At 59.9% G+C, this 15,591-nt stretch carries 15 protein-coding genes; 8 read left to right on the forward strand and 7 right to left on the reverse strand.

Annotated features, from left to right (window positions below; translation table 11 throughout):
- Positions 1-299: 299 nt before the first annotated feature.
- From NGM68_RS00125 to NGM68_RS00160, 8 genes are all read left to right on the forward strand, one after another.
- Positions 300-716: a 30S ribosomal protein S6e gene (locus NGM68_RS00125; RefSeq protein WP_252699641.1), complete on the forward strand. Its 417-nt coding sequence runs from the start codon at positions 300-302 to the stop codon at positions 714-716.
- Positions 717-733: 17 nt separating this feature from the next.
- Positions 734-1,177: a DUF7112 family protein gene (locus NGM68_RS00130; RefSeq protein WP_252699642.1), complete on the forward strand. Its 444-nt coding sequence runs from the start codon at positions 734-736 to the stop codon at positions 1,175-1,177.
- 118 nt (positions 1,178-1,295) lie between these two features.
- Positions 1,296-2,033 carry a TetR/AcrR family transcriptional regulator gene (locus tag NGM68_RS00135; protein WP_252699644.1) on the forward strand — a complete coding sequence of 246 codons (738 nt, stop codon included), beginning with the start codon at positions 1,296-1,298 and terminating at the stop codon, positions 2,031-2,033.
- Complete coding sequence (locus NGM68_RS00140; protein WP_252699645.1) at positions 2,030-3,502, forward strand: MATE family efflux transporter; 1,473 nt, start codon at positions 2,030-2,032, stop codon at positions 3,500-3,502. Before NGM68_RS00135 ends, NGM68_RS00140 begins: the two co-directional genes overlap by 4 nt.
- Entirely contained in the window at positions 3,499-4,620 is a 1,122-nt protein-coding gene (locus NGM68_RS00145; protein ID WP_252699646.1) for a polyprenyl synthetase family protein, read from the forward strand. Before NGM68_RS00140 ends, NGM68_RS00145 begins: the two co-directional genes overlap by 4 nt.
- Positions 4,617-4,916 carry a hypothetical protein gene (locus NGM68_RS00150; protein ID WP_252699647.1) on the forward strand — a complete coding sequence of 100 codons (300 nt, stop codon included), beginning with the start codon at positions 4,617-4,619 and terminating at the stop codon, positions 4,914-4,916. The genes NGM68_RS00145 and NGM68_RS00150 overlap by 4 nt, the downstream gene beginning before the upstream one ends.
- An 81-nt stretch (positions 4,917-4,997) precedes the next feature.
- The gene (locus NGM68_RS00155) at positions 4,998-6,242 is read left to right on the forward strand and encodes an MBL fold metallo-hydrolase (protein ID WP_252699648.1); all 1,245 of its coding nucleotides are present in this window, start codon (positions 4,998-5,000) and stop codon (positions 6,240-6,242) included.
- A 159-nt stretch (positions 6,243-6,401) separates the two neighbouring features.
- Entirely contained in the window at positions 6,402-6,935 is a 534-nt protein-coding gene (locus NGM68_RS00160; protein ID WP_252699649.1) for a flavodoxin domain-containing protein, read from the forward strand.
- A gap of 143 nt (positions 6,936-7,078) precedes the next feature.
- Here the strand turns inward: NGM68_RS00160 and NGM68_RS00165 are convergent, their stop codons facing one another.
- The 7 genes from NGM68_RS00165 to NGM68_RS00195 form a co-directional block, all read right to left on the reverse strand.
- Positions 7,079-9,523: a PAS domain-containing sensor histidine kinase gene (locus NGM68_RS00165; RefSeq protein ID WP_252699650.1), complete on the reverse strand. Its 2,445-nt coding sequence runs from the start codon at positions 9,521-9,523 to the stop codon at positions 7,079-7,081.
- 135 nt (positions 9,524-9,658) lie between these two features.
- Positions 9,659-10,924 (reverse strand): RNA-guided endonuclease InsQ/TnpB family protein, encoded by a 1,266-nt coding sequence (locus NGM68_RS00170; RefSeq protein ID WP_252699651.1) that lies wholly within the window; start codon positions 10,922-10,924, stop codon positions 9,659-9,661.
- A 306-nt stretch (positions 10,925-11,230) separates the two neighbouring features.
- Positions 11,231-11,797 carry a DoxX family protein gene (locus tag NGM68_RS00175; protein ID WP_252699652.1) on the reverse strand — a complete coding sequence of 189 codons (567 nt, stop codon included), beginning with the start codon at positions 11,795-11,797 and terminating at the stop codon, positions 11,231-11,233.
- Between the two features lie 497 nt (positions 11,798-12,294).
- Positions 12,295-12,567 carry a HalOD1 output domain-containing protein gene (locus tag NGM68_RS00180; RefSeq protein ID WP_252699653.1) on the reverse strand — a complete coding sequence of 91 codons (273 nt, stop codon included), beginning with the start codon at positions 12,565-12,567 and terminating at the stop codon, positions 12,295-12,297.
- An 89-nt stretch (positions 12,568-12,656) separates the two neighbouring features.
- Entirely contained in the window at positions 12,657-13,019 is a 363-nt protein-coding gene (locus NGM68_RS18275; RefSeq protein WP_425493586.1) for a DUF7344 domain-containing protein, read from the reverse strand.
- 55 nt (positions 13,020-13,074) lie between these two features.
- On the reverse strand, positions 13,075-13,743 hold the full coding sequence (locus tag NGM68_RS00190) for a helix-turn-helix domain-containing protein (RefSeq protein ID WP_252699654.1): 669 nt from the start codon (positions 13,741-13,743) through the stop codon (positions 13,075-13,077).
- Positions 13,744-14,058: 315 nt separating this feature from the next.
- Positions 14,059-14,859, reverse strand: a complete 801-nt coding sequence (locus NGM68_RS00195) for a hypothetical protein (protein ID WP_252699656.1) — start codon at positions 14,857-14,859, stop codon at positions 14,059-14,061.
- Positions 14,860-15,591: the final 732 nt, after the last annotated feature.

A 15,591-nucleotide genomic window follows, 5' to 3' on the forward strand; every position in this document is an offset into this window, starting at 1 on the left:
TATTTGAGTGTTCGAAGTGTTTCGGATCGACGATCCGCCATCGCTAAATCAACGACGGCCGCGAGCACATGCCAGCGCAACGCGCTGGTCGTGTGCGTCGGGGGAGGGCAGGCGGTTCCAGCATTCCAACCACGAGCGAGGCGACGCCGAGCGAATGGGCCGACGTTCGATGTGGAGGAACGCATTGCGTTCCGGAACGGAGTGCTTTTGATCGACCTTTTCCCGAGCAACAGCGCGCACGAACACAGCGTAAAAGGTCGATCGACGTATTTTTCACCGCAGACCGTTTTTGGCCGCCCATGGCAAGTTTCACTGTCGTCGTTGGCGACCCCGAGTCGGGGCTCGCCCACCAGCTCGAGGCGGAAGGGCAAGATGCGAACCGATTCATCGGCAAGGAGCTCGGCGAGGAAGTCGACGGCTCGGCCGTCGGCCTCGATGGCTACACGCTCGAGCTCACCGGTGGCTCGGACAACGCGGGCCGCCCGCACAACGAGACGGTCGCGGGCAGCCAGCTCAAGGAAGTCCTGATGAAAGAGCGCCAGACCGGCTACAAGCCAGATCGCGAGGGCGAGCGCCGCCGGATCACGGCCCGTGGCCGCGAGCTCTCCGACGAGACGGCCCAGATCAACGCCACGATCGTCGCCCGCGGTGACGAGAGCGTCGAGAGTCTGCTCGGTCTCGAGTCGGCCGACGACGGCGACGACGCCGACGAGTAAGCCCACGAGGATTTTCAATGGCCGATCGAATCTCGAGTGACAACCCGTCAGTCGACACGATCAGGGCGACGCTCGCGGAGACGGCGACGGGCGTCCGGGTCGAGATTGATGCGGCAGACGCGGCTCAGTTCCCGTCGGATGGGGGCGAGGTGGTTCGAATCGTCCTCGACGAGCACGAGCGGTTCGGCCGGATCGATCAGGGATTGATGGGCGACGTCGTCACCGTTCCCGGGGTCTACGAGAGCCCTGCGGCTGCGCGCGACCCGCGGGAGGGTGTCGATCTGCTCCCCGACTGGGTCGACGACCACGACGTTCGAACCGGCGGCTCGGTGCTCGTCGACGTCGTCGAACCGGACTTCCTGTACGGCTTCCGTGCCCCCGGCGAGACGGCGGTCTACGACGCGCGGGAACCGCCGGCTTCGAGTCTGCAGGATATTGCGAAGGGGCTCGAGGACGGGTAGTCGAGTCGATTGGGCACATTGTTTGTGGCGGCTCGCGTGGCAACGTGGAGATGACGATGCCGGCAACGGTGTTTCGAACCGTAACTCCCTTTTAGCTGGCTGACTAACCGGTTAGTTAGTGACCGACGAGAGCGCCCGTGACGAGATAATGAACGCCACCTACGAGGCGTTGTGCGAGCACGGCTACACCGAGCTGACGGCCCAGGCGATCGCCGACCGGACGGACAAGAGCAAGTCCCTGCTGTTCTATCACTACGACTCCAAGGAGGACATCGTCGTCTCTTTCTTCGACTTCTTGCTCGAGCACTTCGACGAGCGCGTCGAGGAGAGCCGCGACCGCCCGCCGGTCGAACGGCTGGCGCTGTTCGTCGACTGGTTCCTGTACGACCCGGCCGACGACGAGCGGACGTCCTTTCACACGGCGATGCTCGAACTTCGCGCGCAAGCGCCGTACAACGACCGATTCCAGGAACAGCTGCGTCGGAGCGACGACGCGCTTCGATCGGCGCTCGAGGAGATTCTCAGGGCCGGGCTCGAGTCGGGTGACTTCCACGACCACGACCCCGAAGCGACCGCCGCACTGTTGATCGCCGCGCTGGATGGTGCTCGGATTCGCCAGCTGACGATCGGCCGGGACGCCTACCTCGAGGAGGTTCGGTCGGGGATCGCCACCGAAATTTTCGACGAGTTGCTCGCCGAGGACGTCGAGTTTCCGACGCGGGGTGCGGTCTCGAGCGCGACCAACGATGATGCCGGCGAGGACGCGAACGCTGAACACACGGCCGATGAACGGCCCTCGAGGATGGATGCGGGGACGGACACAGAGACGGACGCGGCCGGTGACGACGTCGAATGAGCGAGAAACGCGACCGATCGGTAAACGTCACCGACGGGGGGCTGTTCAAGCCGCTACTCGTGCTGTCGGCCCCGATCGTGCTCTCCCAGATGCTCCAGGTCGGCTACAACCTGGCCGACACCTTCTGGGTCGGCCGACTCGGCAGTGACGCCGTTGCGGCGCTGTCGTACTCCTGGGCAATCGTCTTTCTAATGGTGAGCATCGGCGGTGGCCTCACCGTCGCCGGCACCGTGCTGGTCTCCCAGTACAAGGGTGCCGGGGATTTCACGAAGTCCCACCACGTCGCCGGCCAGACGCTCTCGTTCGTGACGATCGTCGCAATCGTCTTCGGTGTGGTCGGCTTCGCCCTCTCGCCGTGGCTGATACGGCTGGTTGGTGCTGACCCCGGTACGCCGGCGTACACCTACGCCGTCAACTACACCAGAATCATCTTCGTCAGCGTCGGCTTCATGTTCTGGTTCTTCATCTTCGACGCGCTGTCTCGCGGGTGGGGTGACACCCGGACGCCGCTCTACCTGATGGGGATCAGCGTGACGATCAATATGGTTCTCGACCCGTTCTTGATCCTCGGCTTCAGCGAGAACCCGCTGTTCGCCTGGTTCGGTGCGACCGCACTCGAGGCCTCGCTGTACGCCCAGACCGGCTTCACCGGCTTCGGCGTCGAGGGGGCGGCAGTCGCGACCGTCTTTTCACGCGGCGTCGCCGCCATCGTTGGCCTCTACCTGCTCTTTACCGGCCGGGTCGGCCTCGAGCCCACACTCGGCGACCTGTGGCTCGACCTGCCGACGGTCAGGAAGATCCTCGAGATCGGTGCCCCGGTGGCGACCGAGCAGGGCTTCCGGGCGTCCGGCATCGCGCTGTTGACCGCACTGGTCGCGATCGCCGGCACGGACGCAGTTGCGGCCTACGGTATCGCGAACCGCCTCTCGTCGCTGCTGTTCTTGCCGGCGCTCGGTCTGGCTCGCGGAACGGAGACCGTCGTCGGTCAGAACCTCGGGGCCCAGCAGGTGAGCCGTGCCTGGCGGGCTGTCAAACTGAGTTCGGTCGTCGTCGTCGGCATCTTCGTCGTCGTCGTCGCCGTCGCCTATCCGCTCGCGGAGCCGATCACGGCAGTGTTCATCGAGGGTGAAGGCAGCGAGGACGTCGTCAGATTCGGTGCGGCGTTCATCCTGATCGCCGGCCCGTCGTACATCTTCATGGGCGTCTTTCAGGTGCTCCTCGGTGGGCTCCGTGGCAGCGGGAGCACCCGTGCCGCGATGGTACTCTCAATTCAGGAGCTCTGGCTGTACCGCATCCCGATTTCGGCAATCGCCATCCTCCACTTCGGGATGGGCATTTACGGCGTCTGGTACGCCATCGCCCTCTCGTACGTCCTCTCGGCGATCGTGACCGCGATCTGGTTCCTCCGTGGAACCTGGACCGAGAACGTCGTCGGCGACGACGTGACACCGACACCTGCAGAAACATGAGTTTCGACGATCCACTCAGTTCCGACGGAATCGCCACCGACTATCCGGAGTCGACGCTCTCGCCGGCCGTCCGTGCCGTCGTTTCTTCGGCGTGTCCATCCCCGTCGGACGCGCTCCCGGCGACTATGTGTCGGACTGTGGCGACGGCTGACTCGTCGTCCTCGCCACCGCTCGAGGCGCTGACGTCCTCACTGATCGCTCTCGAGGGATATGCGAGGATCCGTGGGACGATGATGCTCGAGGATCGATCGGATGCCGACGGACGTCCGTTCTCGACGGGGCGGCCCCTCGATCCGACGACGGCGCTGCTGGCGAGTGACTTTCTGTTCGCTCGAGCCCACAGCGCCGTGACGGCGTCGCCGCTCGAGGATCGCCGCGTGGTGGCTTGCATCCGCACCGTGACGAGTGCCTCGAGCGATCTCGTGGCGGCGTTTTCACGAACGGCCGACGCAGCGGGGGCTGGCCGATCGGGCGACCCCCGGTCTCCGATGGCCGTCCTCTGTGGCTGTGCCTGTGAACTGGGGGCCATCGTCGGCGACCGTCCGGACGCCCTTCACGACCCGATTCGGGCGTACGGTCATGCCCTCGGTGCGATCGTCGACGCCGAGGCAGCCGTCGCGTTGGCCGATCACCGGTATCTCAGGGTCGCTGGCGATGCTGACTCTCTCCACCGATGGCTGTGTCGGGTGCTCGAGGACGATGCAGGTTCGCCGCCGATGTCGATGTCTTCCGGTGACAGCGGCGACCAATCGGCGCTCGCGGCTTCGCTTAAGACGGCCCGCGACGCTTATGGCCAACTCGAGACCCGGGACGAGATCGACGCCTACACGCTCGAGGTACTCGGGCGGCCGGTTCGTTTGCTCGAGCAGGAACTCGAGGGTCAGGGCCAGCCTACCGATGGCCACGGTGCCGAGGGCTCTCGTTCCGAAAGCTCCGATGGTTCCGATGGTTCCGAAAGCTCCGATGGTACCGATAGTTGCGATCGTTCCGATGGTTCCGATGACGCTCATTCCGATACCGACCGCTCGAGTGCGAGCGTCAACGATGTTGATGGCAACGAGGGCCACGACCGCGACGAACCCGGCGGCACGCACTATTCGTCCGAGGACGACCGATGACCGCACGCGACCGACCCTGGCCCGCCTACCTGCTCACGGTGTTCGCCGCGGGCCTCGGCCACTGGTACCTCGGGGAGTGGAAACGTGGCGGCGTCTGGTTCGCCCTCTACGTCGGTGCGCTCGCGTTCCTGAGTGCCCGGTCGATTCCTGGGGCGCTCGATCCGGGCGCTCCGTTCGTCGTCACGGCGTTGCAGATCGACGCCGTCAGCTTCGTCGACGTCGCCATCCCGCTCTCGGTGCTCGTGGTCTGTCTGCTCGACGTCTGGCTGCGGACGATCGTCGACCCGGAGGTGTGACCGTCCGTACCCGGTATCGCGAGTGAATCGAGACGAACCCAAACCGTCGAACCCAAACCCCGTCAGTCCCATCTCCGGGTAATGGAACTCGAGTTTCTCGGCGGCGCTCGCGAAATCGGGCGGAGCGCACTCCTGATCGACGGCCGCCTCCTGCTCGATTTCGGGATGGACTCGGGCAACCCCCCTTCGTTTCCACTGCACGAACCCGACCCCGAGGCGGTGATCGTCTCCCACGGCCACCTCGACCACGTCGGGACGATTCCAGCGCTGCTTTCCGGTGACGCCCGCCCGCCGATCCACTGGACGCCGCCGACGTACGAGCTCGCGATGGTGCTCGCTCGAGACACCATCAAACTCCACGGCGGGAGCTACGACTGTCCGTTCACCGAGGCCGAACTCGCCCGGCTGACGCAGGTGTCGGAAACCCACGCCTACGGCGACCCGTTCGAGGCCGCTGGCTACGAGGTCACGTTCTTCGACGCCGGCCACGTCCCGGGGAGCGCCCACGTCCTGGTCGACGACGGGGAGACGCGTCTGCTCTACACCGGCGACTTCCACACGGAGGAGCAGCAACTCGTCGCCGGGACGACGGCTCGCCCCGACGCCGACGTCGTCGTCTCTGAGAGCACCTACGCCGACACCCGCCGCCCGCCGCGGGCGGAGATCGAACGCGAATTCGTCGCGAGCCTCGAGGCCACCCTCTGGGAGGGCGGTACCGTCGTCGTCCCCGCCTTCGCCATCGGCCGCACCCAGGAGGCGATGTGTCTCTGTGCCGAGGCCGACCTCGAGTGTTACGTCGACGGGATGGGCACGCGCGTCACCGAGTTGTTCTCCCGGCCGCGAAACCGTGCCTTTCTGCGCGATCCCGACCGCCTGCGCCGGGCGAAACGTCACGCACGCTTCGTCGACGGTCGGGACGGCCAGCGGAGACGAATCGCCGAGCAAAACACCGTCATCGTCACCACGAGCGGGATGCTCCACGGTGGCCCCGCGATGACGTACGTGCCGGCGATCCGATCGAACCCAACGAACAAAATCGCGCTCACTGGCTACCAAGTCGAGGGTACCCCTGGCCGCGAGTTGCTCGAGACCGGAAGCGCCACCATCGACGGCCGGGCCATGCGGGTCAGTGCACAGGTCGAACAGTACGATTTCTCGGCCCACGCCGATCGGGCGGGGCTGGAGGCGTTTCTCGAGCCCTACCGGGAGGAGGCGTCCGTCCTCGTCACGCACGGCGACCGGTGTGGGTGGTTCGCGGGGGAACTTCGGGAGGCAGGCTACGACGCTCGAGCACCTGAACTGGGCGAGACGGTCGTGCTCGAGTGATCGGGGATGATTCGTCTCGTGAACCGGACGTGACAACCTGTTCACACTCGAATACACGGTGCGACGGGACGGTCTCGCTCGAGCGCAACACAAAGCGCGTGACGAGCAGGTTGCCGGCCGACACTTGATACCACCTGGCGTCGAAAGGGTAGAGATCCGATGGCTCGTGTGCTCGTCTGCTACGGTTCGAGCGAGGGACAGACTGCGGTCATAGCCAACCACATCGCCGATCGACTCGAGGACGCTGGCCACGACCCGATCGTCATCAGCACGAAACGGCCGCCGGAAAACATCACCCCCTCGAACTACGACGGAATCGTCATCGGAATCGCGATCCACCTCGGTAGCCATCCCGGTCACGCCGAATCGTTCGTTCGATCCCACGCCGACGTCCTGACCCGACGCCCGTCGGCGCTCTTCTCGACGGAACTCGCCGCCACGAAACCCGTTCACGAGGCGCGCCTCGAGGCCGACGAGCACGCGGAGGCGTTCCTGGATGCGGCCGGCTGGGAACCGGATCTCATCCACGTCGTCGCCGGGACGCTGAAGTACCGAGAGTACGGGCTGTTGAAACGATTCGTTCGGCGTCACATCGGGCGTGATGCCGAACTGGACGCGCTTCGCGACCGAGGGCACGTCGACTGGCGAGAAATCGACGCGTTCGTCGAGTCGTTCGAGGAGCTATTGCCCTGATGACGTCCTCCTCGTCGTACGCAGTGGGGCTCCCCTCCGTAGACGTGTGCTGGTTTGAGAGATGAGCGGTTTGCATACAGGGCGCGAATGCACCCGTCAGTGGAGGTCGATCAACGGGGAGTGGCGACCTCGGCCCAGGAAATTCACGTCTCGTCGCGGCTTGCCGCAGGGAGCGTGAACGAGAACGTCGAGCCCTCGCCCGGCTCAGACTCAACCCAGATGGTGCCGCCGTGACGTTCGACGATTCGCTCACAGAGGGCGAGGCCGATCCCTGTGCCCTCGTGCTCGTCACGACTGTGGAGTCGCTGGAACACATCGAAAATCTGGCCCGCCTCGTCGGGATCGATCCCGAACCCCTCGTCGCGAACCGAAATCACCCACTGGAACCCACGCTGCTCGACTGAAACGTGGACACGCGGGGGTTCGTCACCGCTATACTCGAGCGCGTTGTCGAGGAGGTTCTGGAACACTTGCCGAAGTTGATTGGGGTCGCCCCGCACGGTCGGGAAGTCGTCGGCAGTGATCTCGGCGTCGGTCTCCGTACTCTTCACCTGAAGGTCTGTCAAGGCGTCTCGAAATACGGTATTCAGGTCGACCGATTCGAACGGATTGCCCCGGGATTCGACCCGAGAGTACTCGAGCAACCCCTCGATCATGTGGCGCATACGGTCGGCACCGTCGACGGCAAATTCGATGAACTCCTCGCCGTCCTCGTCGAGTTCGTCCACGTAGCGGCGTTCGAGCAGGTGGAGATAGCTCGTGACCATCCGCAATGGCTCCTGCAGATCGTGTGAGGCGGCGTACGCGAACTGTTCGAGGCGCTCGTTGGACTCCTCGAGCATCTGCTCGAACTGTTTGCGCTCGGTGATATCGACCAGGGCGCCGGGGAACGTCACTGGATTCCCGTCCCTGTCGTACTCGACGTGACCGCGCGCAACGACCCACTGTAGTTCGTCGTTGTCGTTCCAGACGCGGTACTCCTCTTCGTACTCGTCTCCCGATTCGATGGCGTCCTCGATCTTTCGTTCGATTCGCTCGCGATCGTCGTCGTGGATGGCCGAGACGAAATCGTCGAGCGGGACGCCCTCGGTGGCCGCAATGGGATCGATCCCAAACGTCTTGGCGAACGGCGCATCCGTGACCATCCTGTCATCGGAAATGTGCCACTCCCACGTTCCGACAGCACCAGCTTCGGCTGCCGCTTCCAGTCGCTCTTTCGTATGTTCGAGTTCGCGCTCGCGTTCGACCCGTTCGGTTACGTCGTTCGCCGCTCCCAACCATTGCGTCACTTCTCCATCCTCGTCCAGGAGCGGTGTGGCACGCGAGGCAACCCAGACCACTGTGCCGTCATCACGACGAACCTGGTGTTCCAGTTCGAAGCTGCTCTTCGTGCGGATAGCGTCGTCAATGGCTTCCCGAACGCGTGGCTGGTCTTCGGGCGGAATGTATCTTTCAATCCACGACGAACCCTGGTCGTCGGTATCGACGAGAAACGCTGCCCCCTCTAAACCGCGCATTTCGCTCCAGTCCGCGTTCGTCGTGAACACCACGTCCGACGTGGTCGTGACCAACGCGCGAAAGCGCTCTTCGCTCTCCCGGAGTTGGTCGAACGCTTCTCGTTTTGCCTGCTGGAGGAACTCCTGTCCGCGCAGCACGATGTCCGATGTGAGCTGTGATTCTGTCGCGTCGGACTCTTGCAACAGCCGCTCCTCGCCGTCCGTGTGAAGCTCCTGGACGATCGGGGTGACGTCATCGACACTGTGGATGATGTACTCGATTTCGCCTGTCTCGCTGAATACGGGCGAATTAATCGGGCTCCACCAGCGCTCCTCGAATTCACCAGTATCGGACTCACGGTCGGGGATCGGATAGTGCGTCACCGACATCACGTCGGCGTCACCGGTCGCCGTTACTTTCTCGAGCGATTCGCGCAGGTTCGCGACCCCGTCGGCCGGATCGTCGGGATTGGCCGGGAAGATTTCGAACAGCGTCTGATCCAGGATCTCCGCCCGCTCGGTCATCGTTGCCTCCAGATAGGCATCGCTCACGGCCACGATTTCGTACTCGTCGGGCTGTACGATGAGATAGTTGTCGGGCACGTTCTCGAACAGACGGCGAACGGTCGCTTCGGTGGTATCCGCGTTCGCGTCTGCGTCCGCATCTGCGTCAGCCTGTTTACGCTCGGAACGTTCGCGGACGATTCCGACTGTCCCGTGTACAGTACCGCCCTCCTCGAGGGAGTTTTCCCGAACTTCACAGCGAATCCGTTCCCCCTCGGCGGTTCCCACGGTGCGCTCGAGTGACTCACCTCGGTCGGTGGCGTTCGCCCGGAGTCGATCGATTTCACGCTCGATCGTCCCACTGTCGCCGTCGAAGAGCACGGACACGTGCTCGCCGAGTACGTCCTCGCGAGTGTACCCGGTCATCTCGAGAATGACGTCGTTGACCGCGACGAGGCGACCGTCTGTGTCGAGTCGATAGATCCCATCGTCGATCGTCTCGATGAGGGTACGATAGTGCTGGAGGGCCTCGGAATCGTCTGCGTCTCCCCAGAACGCCATCTCAGATGACCCGGCCCGGTCACTCATGTACGTGGTAAAGGTTCTCGAGTTGGATAAGTTCCATGTTCAGACAGATTCCCGTACTGTCTGGTGAGAGAGAACTCGAGTGCAGACGTGCGTCTGTGAACCGCCTCGGGGTCAAGCCCCGAGGCTTCCCGTGGTTTAATCGGACACTCCCACGCGACCATCGGCTTGGTGGCCTCGAACGGTTGCGTGGGTCACGGTCGGCTGGTTCACACAGCCCGATGCCTGCCGTCGCAGTTTCCGAACAACCGGAAGCGTGTTGAGAGCAGGCACATTTCGATTCAACTTCTCCAATCCTTTCTTCGCAATATTCACTGCCGCGTTTCGGTCAGCGTGGTCTTGCCGACCACACGCGTTGCACTTGAACCGCTTCTTCCGGCGATTCGACCGAGTCGTATGCTCACACTCAGTAAAAGAACACGTCTGGCTGGTGTACGCCGGGTCGATGTCATCGTTCGGAATCCCCTCGAACGCCGCTTTGTACGTGACGAACGAGCGGAGTTTGTGAAACGGCAGGGAGTGCAACCGACGATTCATCCGAGTGCCGTAATCAATCGAATCTCGCATATGCTTGAGGTCTTCAAACACAACGAGCGGCGACACGAATTGCTGAACCCACACCACAATTCGCCGGGAGACTTGGTGGAGTTGGTCGTGAACGTATCGTTCCTCTTTGTCCTCGAACACGCGGTCGAACGCTGTCTGGCCAGCGTTTTGCATCCGCTTGCGCATCGTGAAGTATCGATGACGTTCTTGCTTGATTTCGGGGTAGTCGATGACAACCGAATCAACAATGTCATCTTCACGAAGGGCTGAAAGAGCCACGCAATCTTCGTTGATGTCTACGCCTACAATGGTCTGAGCGTCGTGTTTGTCTTGAACCGTGGCTTCGAGATGAGTAACGTTGACGTGTAGTTCGTGATTTCCGTTGCGTGCCATCGCTTCGGCGGTTCCGATACGCCACTCGTCACGTTCGAGGGCGTGTTCGAGGAGTTCGAGGGTGTCTGGTGCGCCACGAAGTGTACCTTTCACCGGATTGTACGGCTTGGCACTGATTCGGTAGTGTATCCCGTTGTCTTTGCGTGTGAGATTGTACCCCTCGGTGAAGTTCATTCGCAACGGGTATGGCCCAGTTTTCTCGTGACTGGGTGTGTTGTAGTCGTCGCGGTTGTAGGACTGCTGAAGTGCATCAAGTGCTTTAGCGACAATGCGTTGCGTGGTGTTCTTCACGAGGTCTGCCTCGTCTTCAAGACGTGGTGAGATGTCGTCCCAGTCCATCCCGTTTTTCGCTAATTGGATGGTCTGGTTGTACACCCAACGCGCTTCGTGGTACGCTTCGGAAAGAAGTCGCCCGTTATCGGATTGAAGTTGGAAGACGAGTGTCTTCGTAAGCGACTTCTCCATACCCTAATCGACGGACTCGGGTGTTGTAAAGGTATGGATTAGCGTTGATAGGTTAGGCGTTGTCGGCTTCACCCTCGGGGTCAAGCCCCGAGGCACTCGCCTTGAACCGCCTGTAGACGCCGCTCGAGCGGTAGGCTCGACGGAATTTCCGGTGTTGGTATAGTAACGACTGCCACGATGTGCACACTGATAGCCGACACATTTGTCGATCAGGTGTCCAATGACGCGCTGTGGCGCCTAAAGAACCCGATCAAATCAGTGAGGTAATTCACAAATCGTGACCAGAAAAGGGAACGGCGTCTCGTGTTATCCGAGGAGGTATCGGAGCGTGGGGAATCGCTCGACGAGCGGTTCACCGCCGACGTCGATCTGTTCGATGTAGCGGTCGAGTCCCGCGATTCGACCGGCGGCAAACGCGCCGAGCGCGAGGAAGACCAATGCGTAGATCAGCGTCGAGTCGAACGCCGCGAGCCACTGGCCTTCCCAGCCGCCGAGGTAGAACATTGCCATCTGCATCGCGCCGCCGAGGGCGGCCAGACGGACGAACGCACCGGTTATCAGCGCGACGCCGATCAGTACCTGGGTGATCGGCACGACGACGTTGATGATCTCCATGAGCGCGACGTTGCTGGCCATCGCGGCGTAGAGGCCGCTGACGGGGCTGGCCGGGTCGACGCCGTGGACGAGGAAGCCGCTGGCGTCGAACGGTTCACCGCTGACGAACGCGAGCTTCCCCAGTCCTGCGAACAGTATCATGCCGCCCATCACGAACCGCAGGGCGACGATGAACCACGCCGAGAGAGCGTGTGGGTATCCTTCGAGTGTAATTCCTGCATATCGGCTTTCGAGTCTGTTTTGTGTAGTCGTGGACATGTTCGGTTGACCTCTTATACTTGAACAGAAGGGACGAACGTGGATGAGTCAATGTCCTCTGTATAATGGGCTCTTTATATACTGGGCTCGAGAGGAATCTGTCGGCAGCCGTTTTCGACATCGATTCCCGCGGTCTACTGTCGGTTCTTCGACTTCGCTCGAGAGGGAAATAGGAAACTCGTCTGTTTCGACAGCGCATTCGCGACCAGTATGGATTTGCACCTACCTGTGAACCCTGTACTGAGTAATCCTATCTTCGCAACTCGATCCAGAATTCTTGGAACTTTCACATTGTGTATGCAGCACCAGCTCAACATACTGTCGTAACACTGCCAATCCGGGGCTGCTGCATACAGAGGATGGATACAGCACGACAGTATCGTTTGTTTCACGCCGAAACAGGTGAACCACCGCTCGCTACACGTGCGAATTGACCGATGGCCTCGTCCAATCGAGCGTGCATACACTACCGGTATCCGGGATTCCGCCGACAGCGGCTACGTGACGTGGACGAACTCAGCGGCACCGCTCTGCTCGACGGTGATGCGGTAGCCGCAGTACGTGAATTCGACCGTTATCTGTGCCTCTGGTTCCGGTGGATTCGAATACAACCCCGATAGTATCCCGTCAATGTAGTCGTAGGCCGGTGACAATTCGGATAATGACGTTCCCGTGAGGTCAGCAACCACTTTTGCTATCGCAACAGCCGGTTCCTCTCTGTCGGCATCCAATCCCCAGTGAACGATCTCGTCGTCGTGGGTTTCAGTCATAGTAGCAGTTTAGTTCGGCGTTGTGGTCGGAGTAGAAGTTGAAGACACTGTTTGAGTTCATCGTTTGGGTGGTAGTGGTACGTCTGATACTACAGTTTCATCGGCGCTTCGAGTGTGGGATCGGCAGCAAGGATCGTAGACAGGGTCGGCTGCACCTGCTCTAATTGTTCGGTCGGCTCCACGAGTTGGCGTTCTGAATCATAGTTTGTGAGTCCTTCCGAGACCAACTTCGGGATGTGGACATGAGATAACGAGAGGCGAATCTCTGTTAGTACGTCCTCAGACATCTCTGTGATTGGCGTCTGATGATTGAACTTGATGATGACCTGCGTGAGATCGTTGAGTGTTAATGATCGCTGTTCTGCAGCGAGCGTCCCTAGGACGATCCGACGGTGCTGGTGTTGGCATAGGTCGAGTACCGAGTCGAAGGCGATAGAATCCACAGTTATCATCCTAATGCAGACGACTGACGGAAATCACGGTGACTCTTTCAGGTACAAATTGTATTTAAGTATCCGATCTGGATTGGATCGGCAGGGCTGAGAGCGTGCTTCCGAGGACGTTCTTGAGCCCCCCTCGGAGGCGGGAGCCGACGGCCTGCTGTGAGATGCCGAGTTCGTCGCCGAGGACTTCCAACGTGACCTCGCGGGGTGACTCGAAGTATCCACGCTCGTAGGCAAGCACCAGCGCCTCTTGTTGGGTGTCAGTGAGAGCAGCTTCGGTCTCCGTCTCAACCGGCGTCAGTGCGCACAACTTTGTTAACTTGACCGGGATGTCCAGTTCTCGACAGCGTTCCTGAAAGGCGGCGAGGTCACTTCGATTGTCACCGCGGATCTCGAACGTCCACTGTTGATTTGTCCCGGTAGCCTCGATCAGTGGCACCTCCGTCTCTGCCAGGACAGTTAATACGTCGTCGTAGTCCATTGCCCACTTGAGGCGTAACAGGTACTCGTCCTCGACAGAGTCAACGAGCCGCATCCCCTTCACGCCCGGATGCTCGGTGAACTCGCTCTCAATATCGTCAACTTCGGTACCACGCACCCAGAAGTAGGGAATCACCACGTCCTGTGCGGGGATAAGACGCTCCAGCGTGACCGTCACATTCGGCAGTTGGTTGAACACTGTCCCCAAGGGGAACTCGTCTGACGGAACCGTGAACGTCGCCTCAGTAGCCATTGTCCATACCATCGGCTTCAAACTCTAAAGGTCTGTAGCTGAACGACTACCGTTCTCGTGACGCTACTGTTTCCGGATGCCTGATCTCTCGGCTCAAGAACGGGTACCCGGCGCATCTCGACCCAAACAGTGGGTTCACCGAAACCGCATCCGAGGTCGTTACCCGCTCCCTCTGTACGTAACACCGGAGGCCGGAAAGTTCGAGTGATCGACACGCGCCCTATATCTTGCAGAGATTCAACGAGTTACCGAACTGCTGTCAGAAGCGGCTTGCAACATTCAGAGGATGGACTCAGCAAAGAATAACTGCGTAATTTAGCGATCTTCACGCTCCATCTCGACGGACTTTGTGGTCTCATTCGTTTGTAGATCTTCAGCAGTCCGTTGAACCGACTCTATACCGAGGAAAAGCCCACCAATCATTACTACCCATGGCACCCCCGCGAATACATAAAATGGCAGGGGAGACTGGAATTCGCCTATGAACATCTGAAAATATGGGAAGGAAAATGCTGCTGTGACCAACGCAAAACCTACCCATGCAAAAGCGAACTTATGCTTTTGTTGGAATCCCAGAACCACTGTCAATCCCAAAAACAACGTATATGGGCCAAATGCGATTGCTTTGAGGAAAAAATCAATTATACCCGCGACAGTAGGAGTGCCACCATCCACCTTTACGAGATATAATTCGTCTTCATATTCAAGCACTCCAACAACCGCATTCTGGGCTCCCCCATCAACTGGAAACTCAGGTACCTCTGACACTCCGTCGCAGACAAGCAGGTAAGGTCGGCAGACGTGAACGCCTTTGTGACTATGGTATTGCCACCCAGCAGGGCGGTATTCAGAACCTGTGTCCTGAGGCTGCTCTTTAGCCCCTTTAAAGACTTCTTGAGATGCAGGAGATAAATTGTTCACAGGGGTTGGATTCCATAGTTGAATGTGTGGCGACTTCTTGACCTCGTCAAACGCTTCGGTCGATTCATGAGCAACCGCATACGTTGCCCCGTGAATACTATCATGAGTCGCCATGAATGGCACTGGAAATACGATAAATAACATCATGAGAATAACTACAAATATTGTAAAGTTAGATTTCTCAAAGAAATTCATAATTTCCATCCTATTTGACATAGGTAAGTACTTTCTGGTCAATTTGTGGTCAATAGTGCCCAATCACTTCCCCTAGCAAATTGACTTTGAACCTGTGCAACATTCGCGCCCTGTATCTTGCATACCTCGCTCAGCACATACTCCAAGTGTCACAAACGGCTTGCGAGATACAGACGACGACCGTCGCAAATGCACTACGGTTTCAACGGGAGACTCGTTCTGCCGTTCGAGCGCATGACTTCTCTGTTGCGGTCGGGCCACGTCAGTAACCGATCACGTAGCAGCTCCCCATCAGCTGTCTTCGGATCATAGCCACCGACTTTGGCGGGGAACGTCAACAGAATCCAGCCACCGTACCCGAGAATAACAGTCACACCAGTCAGTATGACTATTGAGACGCACACCCTCACAAGACGCTTTCTGAACCGTATATCTGAAGTATTCGATTCTCCGATTGTTGTCACACATCTAACCACTCTGGGTGGTGTCTAAAAGCTATTGGCACTTCTCTCGATAATACAGTGTTGCATTCGCGCTCTGTATGCAGCAGAGACTGAACGTTCTATTCATATTTTGTCAGAAACTGCGTGCTGAATCCAGAGGGTGAGTTCAGCACTACGGAATTGCATCTTTCCACTTAAATCTCTAGAACCGAGAGGGCCATCACTGTGCCAATTTAGAGTATGTTATTGTTAGCTCACCAGAAAGTACTTGCTGGTGTCCCTCACGAAA

It is taken from the genome of Natronosalvus vescus (assembly GCF_023973145.1).
Lineage (GTDB): Archaea > Halobacteriota > Halobacteria > Halobacteriales > Natrialbaceae > Natronosalvus > Natronosalvus vescus.

Bases quoted from the DNA above. Each gene is read 5' to 3' on its own strand.
- NGM68_RS00195 (WP_252699656.1), bottom strand. From the start codon at position 14,859: ATGAATTTCTTTGAGAAATCTAACTTTACAATATTTGTAGTTATTCTC.
- NGM68_RS00190 (WP_252699654.1), bottom strand. From the start codon at position 13,743: ATGGCTACTGAGGCGACGTTCACGGTTCCGTCAGACGAGTTCCCCTTG.
- NGM68_RS00170 (WP_252699651.1), bottom strand. From the start codon at position 10,924: ATGGAGAAGTCGCTTACGAAGACACTCGTCTTCCAACTTCAATCCGAT.
- NGM68_RS00140 (WP_252699645.1), top strand. From the start codon at position 2,030: ATGAGCGAGAAACGCGACCGATCGGTAAACGTCACCGACGGGGGGCTG.
- NGM68_RS00150 (WP_252699647.1), top strand. From the start codon at position 4,617: ATGACCGCACGCGACCGACCCTGGCCCGCCTACCTGCTCACGGTGTTC.
- NGM68_RS00180 (WP_252699653.1), bottom strand. From the start codon at position 12,567: ATGACTGAAACCCACGACGACGAGATCGTTCACTGGGGATTGGATGCC.
- NGM68_RS00130 (WP_252699642.1), top strand. From the start codon at position 734: ATGGCCGATCGAATCTCGAGTGACAACCCGTCAGTCGACACGATCAGG.
- NGM68_RS00145 (WP_252699646.1), top strand. From the start codon at position 3,499: ATGAGTTTCGACGATCCACTCAGTTCCGACGGAATCGCCACCGACTAT.
- NGM68_RS00155 (WP_252699648.1), top strand. From the start codon at position 4,998: ATGGAACTCGAGTTTCTCGGCGGCGCTCGCGAAATCGGGCGGAGCGCA.
- NGM68_RS18275 (WP_425493586.1), bottom strand. From the start codon at position 13,019: ATGATAACTGTGGATTCTATCGCCTTCGACTCGGTACTCGACCTATGC.
- NGM68_RS00160 (WP_252699649.1), top strand. From the start codon at position 6,402: ATGGCTCGTGTGCTCGTCTGCTACGGTTCGAGCGAGGGACAGACTGCG.
- NGM68_RS00165 (WP_252699650.1), bottom strand. From the start codon at position 9,523: ATGAGTGACCGGGCCGGGTCATCTGAGATGGCGTTCTGGGGAGACGCA.
- NGM68_RS00125 (WP_252699641.1), top strand. From the start codon at position 300: ATGGCAAGTTTCACTGTCGTCGTTGGCGACCCCGAGTCGGGGCTCGCC.
- NGM68_RS00175 (WP_252699652.1), bottom strand. From the start codon at position 11,797: ATGTCCACGACTACACAAAACAGACTCGAAAGCCGATATGCAGGAATT.